The following is a 24892-nucleotide window of genomic DNA, read 5'->3' on the forward strand; positions in this document are numbered from 1 at the left end:
AATATAGACAATTAGACAAAATGATGAAAAATTCAGGATTCTTATGGATACTATTTTTACTACTGACAACAGCTTTTAAATCAGTGGCTAAAGACACTCCGCTCATTTATCAGATCGATATAAAGAAGGAGATAGATAATACAACCCGTATTTATCTTAGTAACGGTTTATCAGAGGCCAACTCACTGGGTGCCGATGCCATCCTGATCCATATGAATACGTATGGAGGATTACTCGAAGCGGCAGATTCAATGCGTACCGCCATTCTGTACAACCCTGTTCCCGTCTACGTTTTTATCGATAATAACGCAGCTTCGGCCGGAGCTCTTATCTCAATCGCGTGTAAAAAAATCTTTATGAGAAAGGGGGCCAATATCGGTGCTGCGACGGTCGTCAACCAAACCGGAGCCGCTTTGCCTGATAAATATCAGTCGTATATGCGCTCCATGATCCGCTCTACCGCGGAAGCACATGGAAAAGACACCATCATCCAGGGGAACGACACCATCTATAAATGGAAAAGAGATCCGCTGATTGCCGAAGCAATGGTAGACGAGCGCGTGGTTATCCCCAACCTGATCGATACGGGGAAAGTGCTCACCTTCACCGCCGACGAAGCCCTGCAATGGCATTATTGCGACGGGATCGCAGAAACACCGGATGAAGTGATCACCCAATATCTCGGATACGATACCTATGAGCTGAAAACATACAAGCCATCCTGGTTCGATGACCTGAAAGGATTCCTGATGAACCCGATGTTGCAATCACTTCTTATCATTATTATTATAGGAGGGATCTACTTCGAAATGCAAACGCCGGGATTAGGGTTCCCGTCGGCCGCTGCCCTTGTCGCCGCCATCCTCTACTTCGCCCCGTTGTATCTGGACGGGCTGGCCCAGAACTGGGAAATACTGGTATTTGTCATCGGCTTGCTGCTGATAGCCGCGGAGATATTCGTTATCCCCGGCTTTGGAATAGCCGGGATCAGCGGAATTATTTTCCTGATTGCCGGCCTGACCCTCAGCTTACTCAATAACACGGATTTCAACTTTGATGGTGTTTCTACCAAAGAGATCGGGGAAGCCTGCCTGACAGTACTGGTTGGTCTCGGCCTCGGATTCGTCCTGATGATCTGGCTTTCCAATAAGATCGGAACCAAAGGGCTGATGCGAAAAGTGGCACTCCACAAAGACCTGGAGGAAGCCCACTCCTCTCCTTCCCTCGCTCCGCTTATCGGAAAGGAAGGGACAGCCTTTACGGTGCTCCGCCCTTCCGGGAAAGTAATGATCGACGGCGAATTATACGACGGGGTATCCGATTCCGGTTTTATCGAAAAAGGGACGAAGGTGAAAGTCGTGCGTTTTGAGAATGCCCAGGTATATGTAGAAACACTGCATTTATAAGGAAAGCTTATCCTCTCCCGGTATGCGCTGATAGAGGATGCGTTTATCCACCACTACATACCGCAGGGCATCGATCGCCAACAGATCGCTCAGAATATTCTTGGCCGTGTAGTAATTTACGCGGCCAATCCGGCAAAGCTGGCTTACATTTATATATGGGTGTTCATCCAGATAGACAAACAAACGTTCGACGGGCTTGCTGATCTTCAGCAAAGTACCGTCCGGCTTACGCTTCTTCTCCCAGGATAGCATGAGTACTTCATTAGCCAGGATATTTTCATCCGCCACACGGATATAGGCTTTGTATTTATCTTCTTTGTCAGGGGCCAGATGGGGCTTCTCACTGCTCGGCGCTATATAAACCTCCAGCACCGTCTTCCCGTTTATCTCCCAACGGGTAGCCTCGAAAGGGACTTCCGGACGGGTGTACATCTTCGAAGCAGCCTCTATCATATAATATTCTTCTTCACTCCGGACACCGGATATATTTCCGTTATCCTTCACTCCTATCAGCAACCGACCGCCATCGGTATTGGCAAAAGCAGACAAAGTACGGGCAATTTTCTTGCTGTCGCTTACTTCAAACTTAAAATCGAGTTGTTGATGCTCGCCCTGTTCAATCAATGCTTCTATCGGATGTTTCTTCTTCATTTTGGCATACTGTTTGACCGGCAAAATTAAAATAAATGTCTAACTTTGCCAACGGAAAAAGAATGAAAGCATGTCGCAGATTCCTCCATTAATTTCTGACCTGGCAGTAATATTGATTTCTGCAGGGTTTGTCACTTTGCTTTTCAAGAGATTAAAGCAACCGGTCGTATTAGGTTATATTGTTGCCGGAATTCTGGCCGGACCGGCTATAAAAGAAATCCCCACAGTTTCCGATGTAGAAAGTATCCGTATCTGGGCGGATATAGGCGTCGTGTTCCTGCTTTTCGCACTGGGACTGGATTTCAGTTTCAAGAAACTGATGAAGGTAGGCGGTACTGCTGTTATCGGAGCGATAACGGTCGTGATCGGCATGATGACGTTCGGATATATCACCGGTATGTCGCTGGGCTGGGGACACATGAACAGCCTTTTCCTGGGCGGGATGCTCTCGATGTCGTCTACTACAATCATATTCAAGGCATTCGATGATATGGGGTTACGCAACCAACGGTTTGCCGGCGTTGTCTTCGGTATACTGGTGGTGGAAGACCTCTTCGCCGTCTTATTGATGGTGCTACTTTCCACCCTGGCTGTCAGTAAGCACGTCGAAGGTATGGAGCTATTGGACAGCGTGGTCAAACTGGGCGTTTTCCTGCTCTTCTGCTTTGTCGTGGGAATTTACCTGATCCCTTCTTTCCTGAAAAAAGCCAGGACATTCCTTAACGACGAAACATTACTGATCGTCAGTCTCGGTCTTTGTCTCGGCATGGTGATGATCGCCACTAAAGCCGGTTTCTCCTCCGCACTGGGAGCCTTTGTGATGGGATCGATCCTGGCTGAAACAATCGATGCGGAACATATCGAACATATTGTCAAACCGGTAAAAGACCTTTTCGGAGCCATCTTCTTCGTTTCGGTCGGTATGCTGATAGATCCGGTATTGCTCTGGGAATATAAAATACCGATCCTGATACTGACAATCGTCGTGATGGTCGGACAGATATTATTCGGTAGCTTCGGAGTGCTGTTATCCGGACAGACAGTGAAGGTGGCCATCCAATCCGGTTTCTCGCTGGCACAGATCGGTGAGTTCGCCTTTATCATCGCCTCCCTGGGGTTGACATTAGGCGTGACCGATAATTTCCTTTATCCGATCGTTGTCGCCGTCTCCGTCATCACGACTTTCTTTACCCCTTATATGATACGGATGGCCGGCCCTGCCTATAAAATAGCCGAACGTACCATTCCGGCCAACTGGATGAGCTTCCTGGAACGTTACTCCTCCGGCTCGAATACCATCCGGCAGAAAAGTGCCTGGAATAAACTGCTGAAAGCATTAATGCGCATTGTCGGAACTTATACAGCCGTAACACTGGTGCTGATCTTTATCTGGCTGCAATTCGTCGCACCGTTCATCATCAGCAAATTGCCTGGCATACGGGGAGAAGTGATTTCATTAGTCTTGATCCTTATCATGATATCTCCGATGCTCAGGGCTATCATGATGAAAAAGAATCATTCCACCGAATACCAGCAACTCTGGCACGACAGCAAATACAACCGCGGCCCGTTGGTTTCCCTGATCGTATTACGTATTGTATTATGCATAGGTCTTGTGATGCTCCCCATAGCACGTTTGCTGAACGCTGCCGCAGGAATAGCGATTGCCATCGCCGCCACAGTAATAACGCTCGTGATCCTTTCCAAATGGCTTAAAAAGCAATCGATCCTGATGGAACGTCATTTCTTCACCAATCTGACAGCCCGGGAAATGGAAAGCGAACGTAATGCCCCCATCAAACAGAAATTTGCCAGCCACTTGCTGGAGCGCGACCTTCACCTGGCGGACTTCGAGGTGAAACAAAACTCACCCAGTATGGGCAAAACCCTGATGGAACTGAACTTCCGGCAAAAATGCAACGTCAATATCGTTACCATTATCCGGGGCGACCGCCGTATCAATATACCGGGCGGTAACGAGCGGCTTTACCCGTTCGACAAATTGATCGTAGTCGGTGCAGACGACGACTTGAACCATTTCCGGCACTATATAGAAGAACGTTATAAGGAATCGTTGAATAACCGTCAGGAAACGAAAGAGGTCAATATGGAGCAATTCTTTATCAGCGAAGGCTCCGGACTGATCGGACGAACCATTCTCGCATCCGGGATACGCGACAATTCGGGTTGCCTGGTGATCGGTATCGAGCGGGACGCCCGTTCCATCAAAAACCCTCCTCCTACGACCGTATTCGAACAAGGCGACATCGTATGGATCGTAGGTGAACATGAGAAAGTAGTACGCCTCAGTGAAGGAAAAACAGTGAAATAGTAAATAAATATATAAACAAACGGAGTATGAAATTTATCGGAATTATACCGGCAAGATATGCCTCGACCCGCTTCCCCGGGAAGCCTTTGGCCGACATGGCCGGAAAACCCATGATACAACGCGTTTATGAGCAGGTAAAAGATGTTCTGGATGCTGTATGTGTTGCGACTGACGATACCCGCATAGAAGCTGCGGTAAAAGCCTTCGGCGGTGAAGTCGTTATGACATCCGATCAGCACCGGAGCGGAACCGACCGTTGCTACGAAGCTTATACCAAAGTAGGCCTGGGATATGATGTCGTTGTCAACATCCAAGGAGACGAACCTTTTATCCAGCCGGAACAAATAGAAACACTGAAGGCCTGCTTTACCGATGCCGGCACACAGATAGCCACATTGGTAAAACCGTTCCGTTCGGACGATGATTTCGAGACAACGCTGTTCAATGCGAATTCCCCGAAAGTCGTTCTGAATAAAAACAGTGAAGCCATGTACTTCAGCCGATCGATCATACCGTATCTAAGAGGTAAGAATTACCGGGAATGGTTGCCCAACCATACCTATTATAAGCACATCGGTTTATATGCCTACCGTGCCGATACATTAAAAGAGATCACCCGCCTGCCCCAATCATCGCTCGAATTGGCCGAAAGCCTCGAACAACTCCGGTGGCTTGAAAACGGCTATAAGATAAAAGTCGGCATCACCTCACAGGAAACAATCGGTATCGACACACCTGAAGATATGGAGAAAGCCCTGGCTTTCCTTAAGAAACAGCATGGCTAAGCACAGAAGATATCACAATTAATATCAGCAGTCCGGACATAACGGATACCGACCATACGTTGGCACGCATGTTCCGGATTGCCTTGAATTGAATAACGACCAATATACCGGCGACCGCTATACCCGGAAAGAATGCCGGAAGCCACGGATGCGGATATTGATAAGCCTGTGCCTCAGAAAGAGAATACACGCTTTTCAGGAATTCGGGTAATACAGTTCCCGTTATCAACAGTAAAGCCCAGTAAACCCATCGTTTTTCTCCAATCTCTGCCTCATACAGCAACACCAGGATAACAAAGATAAACAACCTGCTACCCACCAGGCTGTACACAATAAACAACAAGGCAAACCCCGACAACATCGACAGCCATTTATTTTTAATGAGTGTATAACCGCAAAACACCAACAGGACAAGAACCAAAGACAGGATAGAAGCCAGATGATAGCTCGGACTGCAATAAGTACCCCATTCCAGGGCGACAGGAAATAAAGCATATAAGAAAGCCATCTCCCCTACATTAAACCGCTTCAGAATGACTGTTAATACCCACCACTCCAATAACAATATAATAGTAAGCAGTAAAGCTCCTCCTCCAACAGGCACCAGCAGTGACAAAAGAGTTTTCGCCAAAGCGCAAGCCAGCCATGCCGGTTTATCCATACATTCCGACACAGCATCCGACAGGAATGATAACCCCACCACCTGCTCTTTATCAAACAAATGATTCGAATCGAAAAACTGGAAAAAAACGATACATGACAATACAAAGATCCCAGTTATAACTCCTTGTAAAAGTCTTTCCCTCTTATTCATCTTGGTTAATTATTTAGAATCCAATCAAAAAAGTCGTCAACATCAACCTAACAACCATAAAATGACTTACTGCCTAGTGTTGCAAATATATAAATATTATATAATAAAATGATCTCCCCCCCATTCAAATTCAATTATCCGATCAAAATATGCAAGCTTTTTATCAGTAAGTTCAACTTTTTAGAAACACAAAAGGTGTGCCTGCACCCTGTAGGGCCGGCACACCTTTTGCATTTATTGCTATATCAGAGGAGATATTATCTTCTCTTTTTTTGCTCCTGTTGCTTCTTCAACTGTTCCTGCTGTGCACGCTGTGCTTCTTCCAAACGTTTCATGAAACCGGATTTCTTCTGCGGTTTCTTCTTGTTTGCTTCCAACTTAGCCAGCAACTTATCTTCATTGATCGTATAACGGAACACCAGTGTCTGGACGATCGTAAACAAAGTGGAGATAAAGTAGTAGTAAGTAAGACCGGATGCATACTGGTTAAAGAACACCAGGAACATCAGCGGCATCATATACATCATCGCCTTCATACCAGGCATCTGCTGTTGTCCGGTATTGGTCATTTCCATATTATACTTCGTATATACAATGTTGGTTGCCGTCATCAGCACACAGAACAGACTGATATGGTTACCGAAATACGGAGTAATAATAGGAATATATTTATTCCAACTGAAGATCGCATCATAGGTAGACAAGTCATGCGCCCAAAGGAAACTCTGCTGACGCAGCTCGATAGCCGACGGGAAGAACATAAACAAGGCGATCAACACCGGCATCTGCAACAACATCGGGATACATCCGGCCATCGGACTCGCCCCGGCCCTGCTATACAGCTCCATTGTCGCACGCTGACGTTCCACTGCCTTATCCTGTCCCGGATACTTCGCATTCAACTCTTCTACCTGCGGACGAAGTACACGCATCTTGGCAGACGACATATAAGATTTATACGTCAGCGGGAATAAGATCAACTTCACAATGATGGTCATCAGGAAGATGATCAGACCATAGCTGCTGATATATTTTCCCAGAAAGTCGAACATCGGAATAACAAAATACTGGTTCACCCAGCGGAATACGCTTGCACCCAGCGGAACCAGACGTTCCAGATCCAACTGATCGTCGGTAGGAACCCCTTTATCGAATGATTTCAGCAAGGTATAGCTATTCGGCCCGAAGAAATAACGGAAAGTTGTAGGTTCGTTTCCTCTTAGGTCGAAAGGAACCGCCGTAGCAGCCTTGAATTCTTTGACGATACCGTCGGCCTCAACCATCTTCGAGTCGAAAGTAGCACTCTCGAAACCTTCACCGGAGATCATAACGGATGAGAAGAACTTATCCTTATAACCGATCCATTTCAGACGGCCTGACACCTTCTTATCCTCACTTTTGCTTTCGCTCAACTGTTCAACGCCATCAGCCAGGAATTTATAATACAAGGCAGTATATCTGTTTTCATATTTAATACCCTGCTCCTGCTGGCGGATCTTCTGTTTCCAGACCATATCCAACGCCGTTGTACTCGGTGCCAATACACCGTTCAGGCCGGAACCCTTAATATCGAACTGAACCATATAATCGTCCGGCTTGATCGTATAGATAAAGTCCAGCGAACTGCCTTCACCCGTGTTCAGGCGCATGATCAATTGATTCGGATCCTGTGTCTTTACCGGAGTAAAATACATTTCACCGGTATTCAGCACACGGTTGGTTGCCGTTACCAACGTAAAGTCGAGCGATGCATCTTTTCCTTCGAAAAGGATCAGCGGTTTGTCGTCGTACGTTGTATAATCTTTCAGGCGGGCATAAGAGATACGTCCCCCTTTATTGCTGACATGAAGTTCGATCAGGCTATTTTCCAATACAGTAATATCGTCAGTACCTGTCATGGCATCGGCCAATACCCCGAAATTACTTTTCAGCCGGGCTTCTCTCACAGAGTCCGGCAGATTATCAAAAGAGTTATCGGCAATGCTCTTGCTATCCTCTTTTTGCATATCAAGCTGTTTAGCCAGTTCGATCTGTGCGATCGAGTCCTGATAACGGCGCTGCGCTTCCAACTGCTCAGGCGTCGGTTTGTTTAACCAGCTGAATGCAAATAAAACAATACCAATAAGCAGAAAACCTAATAATGTGTTTTTATCCATCTATAACGTTCTTATTTATTATCAATAGCGGCTTTTACAAAGCTGACAAAGAGCGGGTTCGGATTAACTACCGTACTGTTGTATTCCGGATGGAACTGTACACCTACAAACCATTTCAGTGAAGGTATTTCAACAACTTCAACCAATCCTGTTTCCGGGTTCTCACCGACACATTTCATCCCGGCAGCTTCAAACTGGTCGCGATACTGGCTATTGAACTCGAAACGGTGACGATGGCGTTCCTGGATATGTTCTTTTCCATACGCTTCATAAGATTTCGAACCTTTCTTCAAAACACAGTCGTAAGCACCCAAACGCATGGAACCACCCATATTGGTAACATTCTTCTGCTCTTCCATCAGGTCGATCACTTTATATTCCGTATTCGGTTCCATCTCCGTAGAGTTGGCATCCGTCATACCCAGCACATCGCGGGCATATTCAATAACCATACACTGCATACCCAGACAGATACCCAGGCAAGGCACATCATGTTCGCGGGCATATTTCAAAGCGGCAAACTTACCTTCGATACCCCGCTGTCCGAATCCCGGAGCGATCAAGATACCATCCATATCTTTCAACAGTTCGGCTGCATTGTTCTCATTCAGTTTTTCAGAATGGAAAAGATGCAGATCCAGTTTGCGGTCGTTGTAAATAGCAGCCTGCAATAAGGATTCGTCGATCGACTTATAAGCATCCTGTAATTCCACGTATTTACCAACCAAACCGATCTTAACGGTTTCAGTTGCATTCGTTTTCTTCTGAAGGAACTCGTTCCACGGCTTCATTTCGGGAGTCGGACCCACTTCCAGTCCCATTTTCTTCAGGATGGTAACATCCATGTTCTGACGCTGAAGCACCAAAGGAACCTCGTAAATGGTCGGAACGTCTACAGACTGAACAACCGCATCGGCATCCACATTACAGAACAAAGCGACTTTGCGTGTAATATCGTTGCTCAGCAAATGTTCCGTTCTCAATACCAGCACATCCGGCTGAATACCCAGTTCCTGCAATTGTTTTACAGAATGCTGTGTCGGTTTAGTCTTAAATTCTTTTGCAGCTGCAATGTAAGGTACATAAGTAAGATGTACGCACATACAGTTCTTACCCAACTCCCATTTCAGCTGACGTACGCTTTCGATGAAAGGCAGCGACTCGATATCACCCACCGTACCACCGATCTCCGTGATCACAAAATCGAACTTATACTTCGATCCCAACAGTTTTACGTTACGTTTGATCTCATCGGTAATATGAGGAACTACCTGTACTGTTTTACCCAGGTAATCACCTTTACGTTCTTTATTTATTACGCTCTGATAAATACGGCCGGTCGTAATGTTGTTCGACCGTGTAGTCGGGACATTCAGGAAACGTTCGTAGTGTCCTAAGTCCAAGTCTGCTTCATGTCCGTCTACGGTTACATAACATTCACCGTGCTCATAGGGGTTCAATGTACCCGGGTCGATATTAATGTAGGGGTCAAACTTTTGGATAGTAACCTTATAGCCTCTTGCCTGAAGGAGTTTACCCAATGATGCAGCAATAATTCCCTTACCTAATGAAGAGACTACGCCGCCCGTAACGAAGATGTACTTTGTATCTGCCACGATAGTAATATTTTAATTATCTTATAATTGCTCACTCGCATTTCAAAACTGCAAAGTTAGTCATTTTCGTTCAGACAGCAAGGGTATGGGATATTTTTTCAAGCGGATATCGAAATGAAAAGTTACCATGCTACCTTTTGTTTCACCTATATGAAACAGTTGTTCCACCTATATGAAACAAGTGTTTCACTATGATAAAACACAGACAACCTCCCAGAAAAAGACTAGTTCGTTCACTATCGTGCCTGTCTTACTATTCGAATCGTTAAGATTGTTATATGATGTAAAAGATTAGCACATCTCATACTTTTTATCTAATTTCGCACTCTAGATACTTAAAGAGTGTAAATTATAAGGTATTATGGTTATCAAGAGGTACTTCATTCTATTTTCTATACTTACATCACTGACAAGCCTGGCAAATGCACAGGAGGGTACTGTCATTACTGGAGCTAATGTCAATAAGGCAGCAGAGAGAGACGTGCCGGACACTATCCCCATGATTGAAATCGAAGATCCGGATCTGGATAATATCATAAGTCTGCGGGCGCAATTTGAAAAACAGAACCGGTCGTACTCCGCACCGGCCAAACCGACTGAAAATCTGCTCCGTTTCCTGAAGAAAGATGAAGTGGAAATATCCGACGAAGCCATGTATTGGGCACGCCTGGTACGGGATGCCTCTACCATATTCGACAACAATCTGACTTTCCGTGATACCGTGATTGTAAGTCCTTTGTTCCTGCCGATCGTATTTAAAGGTGAACTATTGCCTAAGGATCTTACCTTCTATAAAGAAAACTTCTGGGAGAAAAACGACCAGTTGCCTTTGCCGTTCACTCCTGATACATTATTTAAAGAAGAAGAGTTGAAAAAAGAGGTAGAAGACAAGGCATATAAATATGTACAGTCCAATTATCCGGATTATTTCCGCTATTCGACAAGGGATCTTCCTCAAGACAAGGTGATAGCGAAGGTGATCAAGAAAACGAATTACAAACCGGAACTTATCAAGGTGGAAAGCGAAGCGGATTTCAGCGATGTGGATGCACCGGTAAAGTTCATTCCGGAAATACGTTACTGGACTTCTCATTTTGAAAGTGCTATTCAGTTTGCACAAAACTATATCTCCCCCAACTGGCATAAGGGAGGTGTAAGCACGCTAAACCTGACAAACCGTGAACTGTTTACCTTTAATTATAACAAGGATAAAGTAAAGTTTACGAACTCGCTCGAAATAAAGAATAATTTATATACAGCGCCTAAAGATACTTTACGTGACTACAAGGTTGGAGATGATGTATTCCGTATCTACAGCAACTTAGGTTATAAGGCTTTCAATAAATGGTATTATACACTGGAAGTCGATTTCAAAACCCAGTTATTCAGCAGTTATGCAGAGAATCAAGATGTTAAACTGGCTGGATTACTTTCTCCATTCAGTATCAATATCGGTCTCGGTATGCAGTACGACCTGAATAAAACGTTCGCATCGTCAAAGCATAAAAAAGTTGCCCTTTCAGCTAACATCGCCCCTATATCTTATACGTACATACGAACCATAGATAAAGACATTGATTTGGCACGCCACTTCCAGAAGAAAGATAACGAAGAAAATTATCCGTACAAACAAAGCTTGTTCGGTTCAACTGTGAATGCAACAATGACATTCCAGTTCAGCCGGAATATTAGCTGGTATTCGCGTCTGAACTATACAACTAACTATCAACGTATCCAGGGTGAGTTTGAAAACCGACTGAATATGGCGATCAGTCGATTCTTCTCAACCATCATTTCACTCAACTTACGTTATGACGACGGAATCGCGAAAAACGAAGACTTCGACAGTTATTTACAGATCAACGAACTCTTGAGCTTTGGTTTTAATTACAAATGGTAAGTAAAGCTCAATTATTTCTGTAATAAACTTTGTTAATCGTGACATATTATCTAAATAATCCTTACTTTTGCCCTGGTTTTGCAATGTCGAGATTACAAACATGAGCGAAAGTATCAATCACAACGGTAGAATCGAAAAGATCGAAGGCGATACGATCTTTGTCAGGATCATTCAACAATCGGCCTGCTCCGGTTGCCACGCAAAGGGTATGTGCAGTGCATCTGATCAGAAAGAGAAGATTATTGAAGTGAACGATCCCGATTCCGGCAGATTCCATATAAACGAAGAAGTTACGCTATGCGGTCAGAGTTCGCTCGGACTACAAGCGGTATTACTGGCCTTTATTCTTCCGTTGATCATTGTAGTCGCAGCCATTGTAGCAGGAAACTACTTGCAATGGGACGAAACAACCAGCGGGTTAACCGGTCTATTATTATTAGTTCCCTACTACTGCATACTATACTTTTTACGCGAGAAACTAAAAAGAAAATTTATATTTACCTTGAAAAAACTTAATTGATTAAATATCATGATTTTAATTGCCGTTATTTCATTAGGAGCCATTGGAGCCATCGGTGCAGTATTCCTCTACGCCGCCTCCAAGAAGTTTGAAGTATACGAAGATCCTCGTATCGCACAGGTTCAGGAGGCACTTCCCGGAGCCAACTGCGGTGGTTGCGGATATCCCGGTTGCGGTGGTTTTGCTGCGGCCTGTGTAAAAGCTGATTCGCTGGAAGGACTGTTATGTCCGGTAGGCGGAGCCGATACAATGGGGAAAGTCGCATCTATCCTGGGTATGGAAGCCGCTACTGCCGAACCGATGGTAGCCGTTGTACGCTGTAACGGAACCTGCGAAGCCCGTCCGCGTACCAACCGTTACGACGGCGTGCAGAGTTGTGCCATTGCATCTTCACTGTACGGTGGCGAAACGAACTGTACGTTCGGTTGCCTGGGTTATGGTGATTGTGTAACAGCTTGTGCCTTCGACGCGATCCACGTCAACCCTGCTACCGGACTGCCGGAAGTAGTGGAAGATAAATGTACTTCATGCGGTGCCTGTGTAAAAGCTTGTCCGAAAAACATTATCGAACTGCGTAAGAAAGGCCCGAAATCACGCCGTATTTTCGTTAGCTGCGTAAACAAAGACAAAGGAGCTGCCGCCCGCAAAGCCTGCGCCAATGCTTGTATCGGTTGCGGTAAGTGTGTGAAGGAATGCCCGTTCGAAGCGATCACGCTCGAAAACAATGTAGCTTACATCGACTATCGCAAATGCCGCCTGTGTCGCAAATGTGTAGCCGTATGTCCTACCGGTGCTATTCACGAACTGAACTTCCCGCCGCGTAAAGAAGCTGCTCCAACTGTGGACGCCGACAAAGTAAAGCCTGTAACGCCTAAAGCAACACCGGCCCCGAAAGCCGAAGCTATGCCAACAACAGCATCCCAGGCAAAAACATCATCAGATTTAGCAAAAGATGATTCAGATGTGATTTCATTAAGAAATAAATTAAACGAATAAAAATCTAATAGTATGCTAAGGACATTTCGAATCGGCGGTATACATCCACCCGAAAATAAATTGTCTGCCGGAAAAAAGATCACCGGACTGGCTATACCCAAACAGGTCATTATACCGTTAAGCCAGCATATCGGGGCTCCTGCCCAGGCTGTGGTGAAGAAAGGTGATCCGGTTAAGGTAGGTACACTGCTGGCTAAGGCCGGAGGTTTTGTATCGGCAAACATTCACTCGTCGGTATCCGGTAAGGTTAACAAGATAGATAACGCTCTCGACGCAAGCGGATACAAACGTCCCGCTATCTATATCGATGTAGAAGGTGACGAATGGGAAGAAACAATCGACCGTAGCGAAACACTTGTAAAAGAGTGCCCGCTTCCTTCCAAAGAGATCGTAGACAAGATTGCCGCAGCAGGCATCGTAGGTCTGGGTGGTGCCACTTTCCCGACACAGGTGAAACTGATGCCGCCTCCCGGAAGCAAAGCCGAGATCATTATCATCAATGCGGTCGAATGCGAGCCGTATCTGACTTCCGACCATTCGCTGATGATGGAAAAGGCCGAACAGATCCTGGTCGGTGTGACCTTGCTGATGAAAGCAGTCAACGTGACCAAAGCTGTGATCGGTATTGAAAACAACAAGCCTGACGCCATTGCTCATCTGGGTAAACTGGCAAAAGATTATAAAGGCATAGAGATCATGCCGCTGAAAGTACAATATCCGCAGGGAGGTGAAAAACAGTTGATCGATGCTGTGATACGCCGCCAGGTAAAGAGTGGGGCACTGCCTATCTCCGCCGGAGCTGTGGTACAGAATGTCGGTACGGCTTTCGCTGTATATGAAGCGGTGATGAAGAACAAACCTTTGTTCGAACGTGTCGTGACAGTTACCGGTAAAGCGGTTACTACTCCTTCCAACTTCCTGGTGCGCATGGGAACTCCGATCAGTGCACTGATCGAAGCGGCCGGAGGTGTTCCTGAAAATACAGGAAAAGTAATCGGTGGCGGCCCGATGATGGGTAAGGCGCTGATCAGTCCGGAAGTACCGGTTACCAAAGGTAGTTCAGGCGTATTGCTAATGACAAAAGAAGAATCCGTACGTAAACCGGTATATGATTGCATACGTTGTGCCAAATGTGTCAGCGTCTGTCCGATGGGCCTCAACCCTACCCTGCTGATGAATGCAACTGAATTCACAGAGTGGGATCTGGCTGAAAAGAATTATATCACCGACTGTATCGAATGCGGTTCTTGTAGTTATACCTGCCCGGCCAACCGTCCGTTGCTGGATTATATCCGTTCAGGTAAAGGAAAAGTAATGGGTATCATACGGGCACGAAAGTCATAATAAAGAGCAATATGGAAAATAATTTAATAGTATCTCCTTCGCCCCATATCCACGGCGGCGATAGCATAAGCAAAAATATGTATGGTGTACTGATTGCCCTTGTTCCGGCTTTCCTGGTATCCCTCTACTACTTCGGGCTGGGTGCGCTGATCGTTACTGCAACATCGGTCGTAGCCTGCGTCCTCTTTGAATATCTGATCCAGAAGTTCCTGATGAAAAAGGAACCGACCGTATGTGATGGTTCGGCCATCCTGACCGGTGTGCTGCTGGCATTCAACCTGCCGTCGAACCTGCCTGTATGGATCATCCTGATCGGTGCACTGGCGGCTATCGGTATCGGTAAGATGTCGTTTGGCGGGCTGGGTAACAATATCTTCAACCCGGCACTGGTCGGACGTGTATTCCTCCTGATCTCTTTCCCGGCACAGATGACAACCTGGCCGGAAGTCGGACAGCTGACAGCCTACACCGATGCAACCACCGGTGCGACTGTTTTGTCTCTGATGAATGAGGGGGCATTGGATAAACTGCCTACACTGGTGGATATGTTGCTAGGAAAGATGGGCGGTAGCCTCGGTGAAGTAAGTGCACTGGCTCTGTTGCTGGGACTTGCCTTCATGTTATGGAGAAAGATCATCACCTGGCAGATCCCGGTTTCTATCCTGCTGACTGTATTCGTATTCACAGGCATTATGCACCTGGTTAACCCGGTACAATATGCAAGTCCGTTCGTTCACCTGCTGTCGGGAGGTTTGATGCTGGGAGCTATCTTCATGGCAACCGACTATGTGACTTCGCCGATGAGTAAGAACGGCATGCTGGTTTACGGTGTCGGTATCGGTATCCTGACTACGGTGATCCGTCTGTTCGGTTCTTATCCGGAAGGTATGTCGTTTGCTATTCTTATTATGAATGCATTTACTCCGCTGATCAACAGTTATATCAAACCTAAACATTTTGGAGGGAAATAAGCATGGCAAAACTAAAATCAACATTACCCAACATGCTCTTGTCGCTTACCATCATCTGTTTGGTTGCGGGAGCGATATTAGCCGGAGTAAATATGTACACCACCGGCCCGATTGCAGCCTCCAAAGCTGCGGCATTGGAAGCAGCTATCAAAGCTGTTACGCCGGAATTCGATAACAAACCGTCGGAAGATGCTTATATGGCTATTACAGCCGATGGTGATTCGCTGAAGATCTATCCGGCCACCAAAGGCGGCGAGTTCGTCGGTGCGGCTGTCGAAAGCAACACCAAGAAAGGATTCAGCGGCGAGATCAAAGTAATCGTCGGATTCGATAAGGAAGGCAAGCTGTTGAACTATTCCGTATTGCAACACGCAGAAACTCCCGGCCTGGGAGCCAAGATGCAGGAATGGTTCAGTACGGACAAGAACAAACAGAGCGTTCTCGGACGCAGCCTGGCCGGAGGTGCATTAAAAGTAACTAAAGACGGTGGCGATATAGATGCTATTACAGCAGCAACCATCACCAGCCGTGCATTCCTGGACGCGGTGAATCGCGCTTACAGCGCATTTGCCGGAACTGACGGAGTAACCGGTGCAACAACCGCTAACACTAATGAGGGAGGAAACGACAATGAGTAATATGAAAGTATTGATGAACGGTATCATCAAAGAGAACCCGACATTTGTCTTATTGCTGGGTATGTGTCCAACTCTGGGAACCACTTCCTCAGCACTGAACGGTATGAGTATGGGACTGGCAACCATGTTCGTCCTGATCTGTTCCAATATGGTTATTTCAGCCTTGAAGAACCTGATCCCCGACATGGTACGTATTCCTGCTTTTATTGTTGTGATCGCCACCTTCGTGACCGTGGTGCAGATGTGTATGGAAGCATTCGTTCCGGCTCTCTACGCCAGCCTGGGATTGTTCATCCCGTTGATCGTTGTAAACTGTATCGTACTGGGACGTGCAGAAGCATTCGCCGCTAAAAACGGCGTGATCCCTTCCGCATTCGACGGACTGGGTATGGGACTGGGCTTTACACTGGCACTGACCTTGCTGGGAGCTACCCGCGAACTGCTTGGGACAGGTAAACTGTTCGGCCTGACACTGATGCCCGAACAATATGGTTCGCTGATCTTCGTATTGGCACCGGGTGCCTTCATCGCGCTGGGTTACCTGATTGCTATTGTAAACAAATTGCGTAAAGCCTGATATTAAAAAACGAAAGATATGGAATATATATTAATATTTATCGCAGCCGTATTCGTTAACAACGTTGTATTAGCGCAGTTCCTCGGAATCTGCCCGTTCCTGGGTGTTTCCAAAAAGGTAGAGACAGCGGCCGGTATGGGGGCAGCAGTAACATTCGTTCTTACTATTGCAACCATCGTAACCTTCCTCGTTCAGAAATATATCCTGGATAGGTTCGGGCTCGGGTTCATGCAGACGATCAGCTTCATCCTGATCATTGCCGCACTGGTACAGATGGTAGAAATTATTCTTAAAAAAGTTTCTCCGGCTCTTTACCAGGCATTGGGTGTGTTCCTTCCGTTGATTACCACGAACTGTTGTATCTTAGGTGTGGCTATCCTTGTCATACAAAAAGAGTATAATTTGTTGGAATCTGTTGTATATGCGATCTCCACAGCTATTGGATTTGCGCTAGCTTTAGTTATCTTTGCAGGGATTAGAGAACAGTTGGCATTGACACGTGTTCCCGAAGGTATGAAAGGTACCCCTATCGCGCTTATTACAGCCGGTTTGCTGGCTATGGCGTTTATGGGATTCTCTGGAATCGTATAATTAATCTAAATAGAGACTAGCATGAAAAAGAAAATCTTAGTAGCAGGTGGAACCGGATATATTGGCTCACACACTACAGTTGAGTTGCAGAATGCAGGTTATGATGTAGTCATCATCGACGACCTGTCGAACTCCAATATCGAAGTATTGGATGGCATTGAAAAGATCACCGGTATCCGTCCTGAATTCATCAAACTGGATTTGAAAGATAAAGAAGGAACCCGCGAAGCATTGAAAGCACATCCGGGTATCAACGGTATCATCCTTTTCGCAGCCAGCAAGGCGGTAGGCGAATCGGTTCAACAGCCGCTGAAGTACTACCGCAACAATGTCGTTACGCTGGTCAACCTGCTGGAACTGATGCCGGAATTCAATATCGACGGTATCGTGTTCTCTTCTTCCTGTACCGTTTACGGACAGCCTGATCCGGAAAATCTGCCTGTAACGGAAGATGCTCCGATCAAACCGGCTACTTCACCATATGGTAATACCAAACAGATCAACGAAGAGATCATCCGTGATACTATTCATGCAAATGCTCCGTTCAAGAGCATCATCCTGCGCTACTTCAACCCGATCGGTGCTCATCCGACTGCAGAGATCGGCGAATTGCCTAACGGTGTTCCTCAGAACCTGATCCCGTATCTGACTCAGACTGCGATGGGTATCCGTAAGGAATTGAGCGTATTCGGCAACGATTACGATACTCCCGACGGGTCCTGCATCCGCGACTATATCAATGTAGTCGACCTGGCTAAAGCACACGTGATCGCTATGGATCGTATGCTGGGTGGCAAGACGGAAGAAAATGTTGAATATTTCAATCTCGGAACCGGCAACGGTGTAACCGTATTGGAACTGATCAACACATTCGAACAAGCTACCGGCGTAAAAGTTCCCCATAAGATCGTTGGCCGCCGCGAAGGTGATATTGAAAAGGTTTGGGCTAACCCGGAACGTGCAAACAAAGTATTGGGCTGGACTGCTAAAGAAACATTAGCCGACACATTGGCCTCTGCCTGGAAGTGGCAGGAAAGACTGCGTGAACGCGGTATTCAATAATAAGACAAACGTATTTACATACAAAAAATCGAGCGATAAAAGGCATGGAGCATATAAAGCTTCATGCCTTTATTTTTTCACATACAGCGCTTAAAAACCAAGATTAACAAATAAAACAGTCCTTTTGGAAGGTCAAAACTGCGAAATAATGAAAAAACAAGCTATTCCTATTGAATTATAACGCTTTTTCAGTTGCTATATTCATTTTTTATCTACTTTTGTAAAATTCATTTGGCCACCGGCCAAAGATTCGTTGCAAAAAAGAGGGTTACATAAAACATGACAAGCGAATATAAAGAAAAATTACAAGCATACGGAGTTAACCTGGACAGTGCTTTAAACCGGTTCATGGAAAATGAACAGTTTTACGAAAGGATACTTTCCAAATTTCCAATGGATGAAAACTTCGCTCTGATGGAAAAAAGTCTCAAAGAGAATAATATTTCCCAAGCATTCAGACATGCCCATACACTAAAAGGATTGGCGGCAACACTCGACCTGACCAATCTGTCAACGATATTGAATCCCATAACAGAACAACTCAGAGCCGGTGAGACGGAAGGCATACAGGAACTGTTTGCCCAACTGAAGGTGGAATACGAGCAGATCTGCGAACTAATTATCGAACATAAAGCCTGATATAAAAGCGAACAGCATGGAAAATAGACTTGAGCCAAACGGATCGTTGGCTGACTACCGGTATCTCATGGATACTATCTGGACGATCTATCTGGAAGACGGATGTGTTGAAATACAAAAAGACTCCATGAATCCGGAGCTTGCAAACACAAAGCATGATTATATCAGTCTCAATAACATCATAAAAAACGATGTCTATCCTCCCGACCATAGTTTATGGGATGAAACCGTTTCGCTTGAAGCTTTTCATAAAATGATCGCTGAAGGATGTTTCCATAAAACATTCGATATGCGTTTCTGCAACGATCATTTCGGTTTTGAATGGCACGAAGCCTTTATCGATATCCTTTTCGACAAGGAAGGTAAACCGGACAAGGTAGTTCTATCCAGCCGCAATGTCAATGATTTCAGGAAATCACAAATCATAGAAGCAGCCGTTAAATCAGAGTACGACTATGTGATTTATATAGAAGCCTCGAAGAACAGCTACGTTATGTACACGGCCGGTTCGGCAAGCGAAACCCCTCCTCCTATCGCCAGCAGCAATTTTGAAGCCGTAGTTGCCGAGTACAACCGGCAATATATGGATCCGGAGCTTAGCGAGGCAATGACCGAGAAAATGCGTATAGCTCATGTCGATCCGATACTCCGGAAGCACGGAGAATACATTCTATACGGTACTATGATAGAAAACGGCGAGCATCGCGATAAGAAAATGCGATTCAGCTATTTCGACAAAGAAAAGAATATCTGGTTAATGACCAGAACCGACATAACGGAAATCAAAGAGGAAAGAAGACAGAGGCAACTCTTACAGGAAGCTTTGCAAAGCGCAACAGCTGCCAACCGTGCCAAATCCGACTTTCTGTCCCGTATGAGCCACGACGTACGTACCCCTATCAACGCCATCGTCGGCATGACGGCCATAGCCAGCCTGCATATGGACGACCAGAAGCGTATAGCCGACTGCCTGAAGAAAATAACCATTTCTTCCAAGCTCCTGCTGAACCTGATCAACGAAGTGCTGGATATGTCGAAACTGGAAAGCGGACATATCATGCTGGCGGAAGAAAGTTTCAGACTCGATGAGCTGCTGGAAAGTCTCTTCGTGATGGTACAATCCTCTTTTGAGACGAAAGAACAAAAACTACTCATACACACCAAGGTAAAACACGAATGCCTGATCGGTGACGTACAACGCATACAACAGGCATTGATGAACATGCTGACAAATGCGATCAAATATACGCCGGAAGGAGGGCAGATCCGAATAGAAGTAGAAGAAAAACCTTCCGTTTATAACGGTTACGCCCGGTTCGAGATAGTAGTCGAAGACAACGGCATAGGCATGAAACCGGAGTTTTTACACAAAGTGTTCGAGCCGTTCGAACGTTCGGAAGATGTGTCTGTCCGCAATATTCAGGGAACAGGCCTCGGTATGGCTATCAGCCGCCATATCGCCCAAATGATGAACGGCGATATCCTGGTGGAAAGCGAATACGGAAAAGGCTCCAAATTCACCATGACATTCCATGTTAAACTGGGAGGTTTGGATGAATACGACAAAGAAATGTTGGTAGACCTGCCGGTATTGGTGGTGGATGACGATGATATCTCCTGCGAAATAGCCTGCGAGAACTTACTGGAACTGGGTATGAAACCTGACTCTGTCTTTTCCGGTAAGGAGGCCGTACAGAAAGTAACCGAAGGCAACAACTATTTCGCCATTATCATAGACCTGATGATGCCCGGAATGAACGGTATCGAAACGACAATGAAAATACGGGAATGTGTAGGCCCGGATATTCCTATCATCATCATATCGGCTTACGATTACTCCGGTTACGAAAACGAAGCCCTGAGAGCCGGAGTCAACGGCTTTATTACCAAGCCCATCATGAAATCGAAGTTATTCCATCTGATGAAAAAGTTTGTTACAGACAAGAAGGAGGAAGAACAGCAGAGCATTGTTCCTGCCGATATCACCTCTTTCCCCGGTAAACGAATACTGGTGGTGGAAGACAACGAACTGAACCGTGAGATAGCCTACGAGCTACTACAGGAAACCAAAGCCGTAGTAGAAACAGCCGTCGACGGACAGGATGCGTTAGATAAGGTATCCGCTTCCCCGGAAGGATACTACGATCTGATTATCATGGATATTCAAATGCCTGTGATGAACGGCCTTGAAGCGACAAAAGCCATCCGCCGACTCGACCGGAAGGACATAAAAGACATGCCGATCGTCGCCATGTCGGCCAATGCTTTCGCCGAAGATGTACAATTAAGTCTGGATGCGGGTATGAACGAACATATCCCCAAGCCTATAGAGATCGATAAACTCTACAGTGTCATGGGGAAATGGTTTCATTGACAGCTTCACGCCAATCCTCCCCGTTTTTGGGTTGGTAGGTAACGAAGCCAAGCGCCTGTCCTACTTCGATATTACTGCTGCCATCATCCACAAAGAGTGTTTCCGAAGGGATCAGGCCGGTGTCTTTGATCATATAGTCAAAGATACGGCGGTCGGGCTTCGTTGCTCCGACTTCATAGGAGGTGTACATTTTATCAAAATAAGCACCGATCGGACGACCCGCCGGAGTAAATTGATCCGTCCTCGCCCAGCCTTCCTGGATGATGGGATTGGTATTGCTCAACAGATAAACATTGTAGTGTTCGCGGAGTTTCAACAGGTAGTCGAGCTTATACTGGGGCGTATCGGAAATAAATCCGAGCCAGGCATGCTTTATATCCTCATAAGGAATATCTTTTCCTGCATGCTTACGAAGCTTTTCACAATACTCTTCAGCTGTGATCGTTCCGTTCTCCACTTCCAGGAAGATACCTTTTTGCTCATAAGGATCCAGCAACTGTTCAGCATCTGCCACGCCAATCTCTTTAAAACGACGGACTGCCTGACCATGATCCAGATCGATAAGGACTCCTCCCAAATCAAATACAATGTTTTTAATCTTTGCCATAATTATGTGCTTTTTACATCTATCTTGTCTCTATCGTAATGCCGAACAAAGATACTAATAATAAGTGTAAACAACAGTCCTTACGCCACAGCAAGTCAATACCCGAGCGTAAACCGTTCCTTATGATGTTTCTCCTGTTCCAGTTCGTCGATCATAGCCACAGCAAAATCTTCAACGGAGATATTACTGTCGCCACTCTCGTCGACAATCAAATCATCCTTACCCAAACGGAATTTACCGGTACGTTCCCCCGGAGCCATATTAGCCGCCGGACTCAGGAATACCCAATCGACCGACTTTTCCGGAAGTAAAAGGTCGGTATATACTTTTGCCAGGCTGCGTATGCCGGGTAAAAGTTTCTTCGGAACATCCGGCTCATCCATCAGCAAACGTCCCGGAGCGACAAACAGGCTTCCGGCACCACCTACCATCAAGAAACGGTGCACACCGGAATTTCTTACGGCACAAAGAATGGAACCGTACCCTTCTATCGTTTCATCATAAATATTCGGATTAGACCAGCCGGGATTGAATGCACTGATCACAGCATCCGCCTTGGCCAGTTCACGGGACAGGAAATCGGTGTCGGTGACATCACCTCCTACCACTGTCAGTCGCGGATTTACAATCGTTAGTTTCGATGGATTCCGCACAATTGCTTTAACCTGATGTCCTCTCCCTAATGCTTCTTTCAGAATGGCTGAACCGACATAACCGGTTGCGCCTATGATAACTATTTTCTTCATGACTAAATGTATGTTTGATTACTTTATATAGAACAACATACAGTAGCCAACTGTTCCCACCCCGGCACAAAGACAGGTTACTTCTGAAATACTTTTGTCGATTTGATCATTACATCACGAAGGGGACGGTCGTTCTTATCGGTCTTTACCAGCGACATCTTTTCTACAATGTCGAAGCCGTCTACCACCTCTCCGAAGATGGTCACAGAACTATCCAGGTGAGGCACTCCCCCTACTGTCTTATATACTTCGCGGTGTTCAGCCGGGATCACGTACGGGCCGAGTTCTGCCAATGTATCTTCAACCATGATCAACGCACGGTTGGTCAGTTCTGTTTCCATCGAGTCGACAGCCAGAGAAGGATCTTCTTTCTTCAACTGATCCAGGAATTTATAATACAACCAGTTGCGGCGGATCTGGTTAATCCGTGCCTCTTTCTCGTCCAGTTCGGCATCGGTATGTTTTTTCCCCTGTACGAAACAAAACTGCGTACCGGCTGATGCCCGTTCAATATTTACATCGTCGCTTTCCTTGGCATCGATCAAGGCACCGCGTTTATTAAAATGGTTGGGAAGTATTTCGGCCGGAACAGTATATCCCCCGTCACCGTCGCCATACAAAACATCGGGTTCGTGCGCTTTGCTCGCCGGATCTCCACCCTGTACGACAAAGTCTTTAATGATACGATGGAACAGCATTCCTTCATACTCTCCGGACTGGCATAGTTTGATAAAATTATCACGATGCAGCGGAGTATCGTCATACAACATGACAGTGACGTCTCCCATCGTTGTTTTTACCGTCACATAAACGGGTTTAGAGGGATCGAGCGGTTTATCGGCACAGGAAGCCAGGGTAAACAAAACAAGTAAAAGGGAGAATAGGTGTCGTTTCATTTTCGATTAGAATTTAATAAATAACTATACTGCAAAGATAGCTATTTTATATAGCTACGAAGAGAATCGCTACCAAGTTTTAATTATTAGACGATTTGACCAGATCGTTAAAAGATGAAAAATGAAATAGTCTTAGTAGAACTACGTTAATAATGATAACAAAGATATAAATTATTTGTTACAGCCAAACCTTTATATTCAATTAATTCATAAAATATTAGAGAACACGGATGACGCGAAACACGCGGATATTCGATTTAACCATCCGTGCTTCTCCGCGTACTCTGTGTCGTCTGTGTTCCTAATTTTAGCATTAGTTCTACTAAAACTAATGCATTATAAACAATGAATATTAAAGTGTTATATATCAGAAGATACAAAAACAGGGTAACTCAGACCATTTCCACCAAAATAGGTAAAATAGAGGCTTATTTCTACCATAATTCTACCTATTTAATACCGATATCTCTATTATTAACAATATAAATTTAATAGCATGCTTAACACATTAAAAGGTTGGCTGGCCGACAATAGCGTGACCACCGACAACAAAGACGACAAAATCCTTCTGCTCGAATCATCCGGCAAAGCTGGTCTTGAACAAATCTACAAAGAAATGAAGGAGGAAGACACCGGCCTCCGAATGGAAACAATCGTTCATGTGGTAACACTCTTTCTGCGCGTAGTTATGCGACTGATATTAAACGGTTACAGTGTAAACACCGGGATTTTCCGTGCGGTAGCACAGTTTGTCGGAGTAGTAGAGAAAGGGCAATGGAATCCGGCTACAAACTCCGTTTACGTATCGTTTACCCAAGAAAAACTCCTGCGCGAAGAGATTGCCAAAACAAAAGTGGAGATACTCGGTACAAAAGCAAATGTAATGTATATCCTCGAAGTAGAAGATCGCAAAACGGGTTTAAAAGACGGCACCGCTACTCCGGGACGCAACTTCTTTGTACGCGGTTCGCACCTGAAAGTAGTCGGTTCCAACCCTGCCGTTGGTGTTACACTCACCGATAGCACAGGAAATGTAACCAAATTAGTGGATGACGAATTAAGTATCAACAAGCCTTCGGAACTTACCCTATTGCTACCGGCCGGCCTGAAAGACGATACATATACCTTGACAGTTTGCACTCAATACAGCCAAAGTGCACAATTATTAAAAGAACCGCGCAGCGTCAGCACTACCATCGTAGTAGGTACTCCCTCCGGTGGCGGTGAAGACGACCGTCCCGTCATCGAATAGGCAAGCCCTCTTTGCCTTA

Annotated in this window: 22 protein-coding genes; 15 read left to right on the plus strand and 7 right to left on the minus strand. The window is 45.6% G+C overall.

Annotated features, from left to right (window positions below):
- Positions 1–20 precede the first annotated feature (20 nt).
- On the plus strand, positions 21–1406 hold the full coding sequence (locus HMPREF1212_RS16190) for an NfeD family protein (RefSeq protein WP_046150036.1): 1386 nt from the start codon (positions 21–23) through the stop codon (positions 1404–1406).
- Here the strand turns inward: HMPREF1212_RS16190 and HMPREF1212_RS16195 are convergent.
- Complete coding sequence (locus HMPREF1212_RS16195) at positions 1401–2057, minus strand: AlbA family DNA-binding domain-containing protein (RefSeq protein WP_046150037.1); 657 nt, start codon at positions 2055–2057, stop codon at positions 1401–1403. The two genes, HMPREF1212_RS16190 and HMPREF1212_RS16195, sit on opposite strands and share 6 nt — an antisense overlap.
- 70 nt (positions 2058–2127) lie before the next feature.
- Here HMPREF1212_RS16195 and HMPREF1212_RS16200 point away from each other — a divergent pair, with 70 nt between their 5' ends.
- Together HMPREF1212_RS16200 and kdsB are read left to right on the plus strand one after the other, a co-directional pair.
- Entirely contained in the window at positions 2128–4389 is a 2262-nt protein-coding gene (locus HMPREF1212_RS16200) for a monovalent cation:proton antiporter family protein (RefSeq protein WP_046150038.1), read from the plus strand.
- Between the two features lie 26 nt (positions 4390–4415).
- Positions 4416–5174 carry a 3-deoxy-manno-octulosonate cytidylyltransferase gene (gene kdsB, locus HMPREF1212_RS16205; RefSeq protein WP_046150039.1) on the plus strand — a complete coding sequence of 253 codons (759 nt, stop codon included), beginning with the start codon at positions 4416–4418 and terminating at the stop codon, positions 5172–5174.
- On the opposite strand, the gene HMPREF1212_RS16210 is transcribed toward kdsB, so the two are convergent.
- From HMPREF1212_RS16210 to HMPREF1212_RS16220, 3 genes are all read right to left on the minus strand, one after another.
- Positions 5155–5988, minus strand: coding sequence for a DUF6057 family protein (locus HMPREF1212_RS16210; protein ID WP_046150040.1), 834 nt, complete (start codon positions 5986–5988; stop codon positions 5155–5157). The genes kdsB and HMPREF1212_RS16210 overlap by 20 nt on opposite strands.
- 257 nt (positions 5989–6245) lie before the next feature.
- Positions 6246–8144: a membrane protein insertase YidC gene (yidC, locus tag HMPREF1212_RS16215; protein ID WP_046150041.1), complete on the minus strand. Its 1899-nt coding sequence runs from the start codon at positions 8142–8144 to the stop codon at positions 6246–6248.
- Positions 8145–8155: 11 nt separating this feature from the next.
- Positions 8156–9760: a CTP synthase gene (locus HMPREF1212_RS16220; RefSeq protein ID WP_028728851.1), complete on the minus strand. Its 1605-nt coding sequence runs from the start codon at positions 9758–9760 to the stop codon at positions 8156–8158.
- 361 nt (positions 9761–10121) lie between these two features.
- Between HMPREF1212_RS16220 and HMPREF1212_RS16225 the strand changes: the two genes are divergently transcribed.
- From HMPREF1212_RS16225 to HMPREF1212_RS16275, 11 genes are all read left to right on the plus strand, one after another.
- Entirely contained in the window at positions 10122–11660 is a 1539-nt protein-coding gene (locus HMPREF1212_RS16225; RefSeq protein ID WP_028728850.1) for a DUF3078 domain-containing protein, read from the plus strand.
- A gap of 100 nt (positions 11661–11760) precedes the next feature.
- Positions 11761–12180, plus strand: coding sequence for a SoxR reducing system RseC family protein (locus HMPREF1212_RS16230; RefSeq protein WP_046150445.1), 420 nt, complete (start codon positions 11761–11763; stop codon positions 12178–12180).
- A gap of 9 nt (positions 12181–12189) precedes the next feature.
- On the plus strand, positions 12190–13176 hold the full coding sequence (locus HMPREF1212_RS16235) for a Fe-S cluster domain-containing protein (RefSeq protein ID WP_046150042.1): 987 nt from the start codon (positions 12190–12192) through the stop codon (positions 13174–13176).
- Positions 13177–13188: 12 nt separating this feature from the next.
- Positions 13189–14520: an electron transport complex subunit RsxC gene (rsxC, locus tag HMPREF1212_RS16240; RefSeq protein ID WP_028728847.1), complete on the plus strand. Its 1332-nt coding sequence runs from the start codon at positions 13189–13191 to the stop codon at positions 14518–14520.
- Positions 14521–14531: 11 nt separating this feature from the next.
- Entirely contained in the window at positions 14532–15491 is a 960-nt protein-coding gene (locus tag HMPREF1212_RS16245; RefSeq protein ID WP_028728846.1) for an RnfABCDGE type electron transport complex subunit D, read from the plus strand.
- A gap of 2 nt (positions 15492–15493) precedes the next feature.
- Entirely contained in the window at positions 15494–16129 is a 636-nt protein-coding gene (locus HMPREF1212_RS16250; protein ID WP_052349874.1) for an RnfABCDGE type electron transport complex subunit G, read from the plus strand.
- Positions 16122–16706, plus strand: coding sequence for an RnfABCDGE type electron transport complex subunit E (locus HMPREF1212_RS16255; RefSeq protein WP_028728844.1), 585 nt, complete (start codon positions 16122–16124; stop codon positions 16704–16706). The genes HMPREF1212_RS16250 and HMPREF1212_RS16255 overlap by 8 nt, the downstream gene beginning before the upstream one ends.
- Before the next feature lie 18 nt (positions 16707–16724).
- Complete coding sequence (gene rsxA / locus HMPREF1212_RS16260) at positions 16725–17297, plus strand: electron transport complex subunit RsxA (protein WP_028728843.1); 573 nt, start codon at positions 16725–16727, stop codon at positions 17295–17297.
- A gap of 21 nt (positions 17298–17318) precedes the next feature.
- Positions 17319–18359, plus strand: a complete 1041-nt coding sequence (galE, locus tag HMPREF1212_RS16265; RefSeq protein ID WP_028728842.1) for a UDP-glucose 4-epimerase GalE — start codon at positions 17319–17321, stop codon at positions 18357–18359.
- A gap of 279 nt (positions 18360–18638) precedes the next feature.
- Positions 18639–18998 (plus strand): Hpt domain-containing protein, encoded by a 360-nt coding sequence (locus HMPREF1212_RS16270; RefSeq protein WP_046150043.1) that lies wholly within the window; start codon positions 18639–18641, stop codon positions 18996–18998.
- A 16-nt stretch (positions 18999–19014) separates the two neighbouring features.
- Positions 19015–21372 (plus strand): hybrid sensor histidine kinase/response regulator, encoded by a 2358-nt coding sequence (locus HMPREF1212_RS16275; RefSeq protein ID WP_046150044.1) that lies wholly within the window; start codon positions 19015–19017, stop codon positions 21370–21372.
- On the opposite strand, the gene HMPREF1212_RS16280 is transcribed toward HMPREF1212_RS16275, so the two are convergent.
- The 3 genes from HMPREF1212_RS16280 to HMPREF1212_RS16290 all read right to left on the minus strand — a co-directional run bounded on the left by HMPREF1212_RS16280 (position 21350) and on the right by HMPREF1212_RS16290 (position 23621).
- Positions 21350–21979 carry an HAD family hydrolase gene (locus HMPREF1212_RS16280; protein ID WP_028728839.1) on the minus strand — a complete coding sequence of 210 codons (630 nt, stop codon included), beginning with the start codon at positions 21977–21979 and terminating at the stop codon, positions 21350–21352. The genes HMPREF1212_RS16275 and HMPREF1212_RS16280 overlap by 23 nt on opposite strands.
- 95 nt (positions 21980–22074) lie before the next feature.
- Positions 22075–22725, minus strand: coding sequence for an NAD(P)-dependent oxidoreductase (locus HMPREF1212_RS16285; protein ID WP_046150045.1), 651 nt, complete (start codon positions 22723–22725; stop codon positions 22075–22077).
- A 77-nt stretch (positions 22726–22802) separates the two neighbouring features.
- Complete coding sequence (locus HMPREF1212_RS16290) at positions 22803–23621, minus strand: peptidylprolyl isomerase (protein ID WP_046150046.1); 819 nt, start codon at positions 23619–23621, stop codon at positions 22803–22805.
- Positions 23622–24117: 496 nt separating this feature from the next.
- On the opposite strand from HMPREF1212_RS16290, the gene HMPREF1212_RS16295 reads away from it, so the two are divergent.
- Positions 24118–24873, plus strand: coding sequence for a DNA-binding domain-containing protein (locus HMPREF1212_RS16295; protein WP_046150047.1), 756 nt, complete (start codon positions 24118–24120; stop codon positions 24871–24873).
- Positions 24874–24892 lie beyond the last annotated feature (19 nt).

Origin of the sequence: Parabacteroides sp. HGS0025 (assembly GCF_000969845.1) — a bacterium.
Taxonomy (GTDB): Bacteria; Bacteroidota; Bacteroidia; order Bacteroidales; family Tannerellaceae; genus Parabacteroides; species Parabacteroides gordonii.

Coding starts and splice junctions, on each gene's coding strand:
- HMPREF1212_RS16190 (WP_046150036.1), top strand. CDS start 21: ATGATGAAAAATTCAGGATTCTTATGGATACTATTTTTACTACTGACA.
- HMPREF1212_RS16195 (WP_046150037.1), bottom strand. CDS start 2,057: ATGAAGAAGAAACATCCGATAGAAGCATTGATTGAACAGGGCGAGCAT.
- HMPREF1212_RS16200 (WP_046150038.1), top strand. CDS start 2,128: ATGTCGCAGATTCCTCCATTAATTTCTGACCTGGCAGTAATATTGATT.
- kdsB (WP_046150039.1), top strand. CDS start 4,416: ATGAAATTTATCGGAATTATACCGGCAAGATATGCCTCGACCCGCTTC.
- HMPREF1212_RS16210 (WP_046150040.1), bottom strand. CDS start 5,988: ATGAATAAGAGGGAAAGACTTTTACAAGGAGTTATAACTGGGATCTTT.
- yidC (WP_046150041.1), bottom strand. CDS start 8,144: ATGGATAAAAACACATTATTAGGTTTTCTGCTTATTGGTATTGTTTTA.
- HMPREF1212_RS16225 (WP_028728850.1), top strand. CDS start 10,122: ATGGTTATCAAGAGGTACTTCATTCTATTTTCTATACTTACATCACTG.
- HMPREF1212_RS16230 (WP_046150445.1), top strand. CDS start 11,761: ATGAGCGAAAGTATCAATCACAACGGTAGAATCGAAAAGATCGAAGGC.
- HMPREF1212_RS16235 (WP_046150042.1), top strand. CDS start 12,190: ATGATTTTAATTGCCGTTATTTCATTAGGAGCCATTGGAGCCATCGGT.
- rsxC (WP_028728847.1), top strand. CDS start 13,189: ATGCTAAGGACATTTCGAATCGGCGGTATACATCCACCCGAAAATAAA.
- HMPREF1212_RS16245 (WP_028728846.1), top strand. CDS start 14,532: ATGGAAAATAATTTAATAGTATCTCCTTCGCCCCATATCCACGGCGGC.
- HMPREF1212_RS16250 (WP_052349874.1), top strand. CDS start 15,494: ATGGCAAAACTAAAATCAACATTACCCAACATGCTCTTGTCGCTTACC.
- HMPREF1212_RS16255 (WP_028728844.1), top strand. CDS start 16,122: ATGAGTAATATGAAAGTATTGATGAACGGTATCATCAAAGAGAACCCG.
- rsxA (WP_028728843.1), top strand. CDS start 16,725: ATGGAATATATATTAATATTTATCGCAGCCGTATTCGTTAACAACGTT.
- galE (WP_028728842.1), top strand. CDS start 17,319: ATGAAAAAGAAAATCTTAGTAGCAGGTGGAACCGGATATATTGGCTCA.
- HMPREF1212_RS16270 (WP_046150043.1), top strand. CDS start 18,639: ATGACAAGCGAATATAAAGAAAAATTACAAGCATACGGAGTTAACCTG.
- HMPREF1212_RS16275 (WP_046150044.1), top strand. CDS start 19,015: ATGGAAAATAGACTTGAGCCAAACGGATCGTTGGCTGACTACCGGTAT.
- HMPREF1212_RS16280 (WP_028728839.1), bottom strand. CDS start 21,979: ATGGCAAAGATTAAAAACATTGTATTTGATTTGGGAGGAGTCCTTATC.
- HMPREF1212_RS16285 (WP_046150045.1), bottom strand. CDS start 22,725: ATGAAGAAAATAGTTATCATAGGCGCAACCGGTTATGTCGGTTCAGCC.
- HMPREF1212_RS16290 (WP_046150046.1), bottom strand. CDS start 23,621: ATGAAACGACACCTATTCTCCCTTTTACTTGTTTTGTTTACCCTGGCT.
- HMPREF1212_RS16295 (WP_046150047.1), top strand. CDS start 24,118: ATGCTTAACACATTAAAAGGTTGGCTGGCCGACAATAGCGTGACCACC.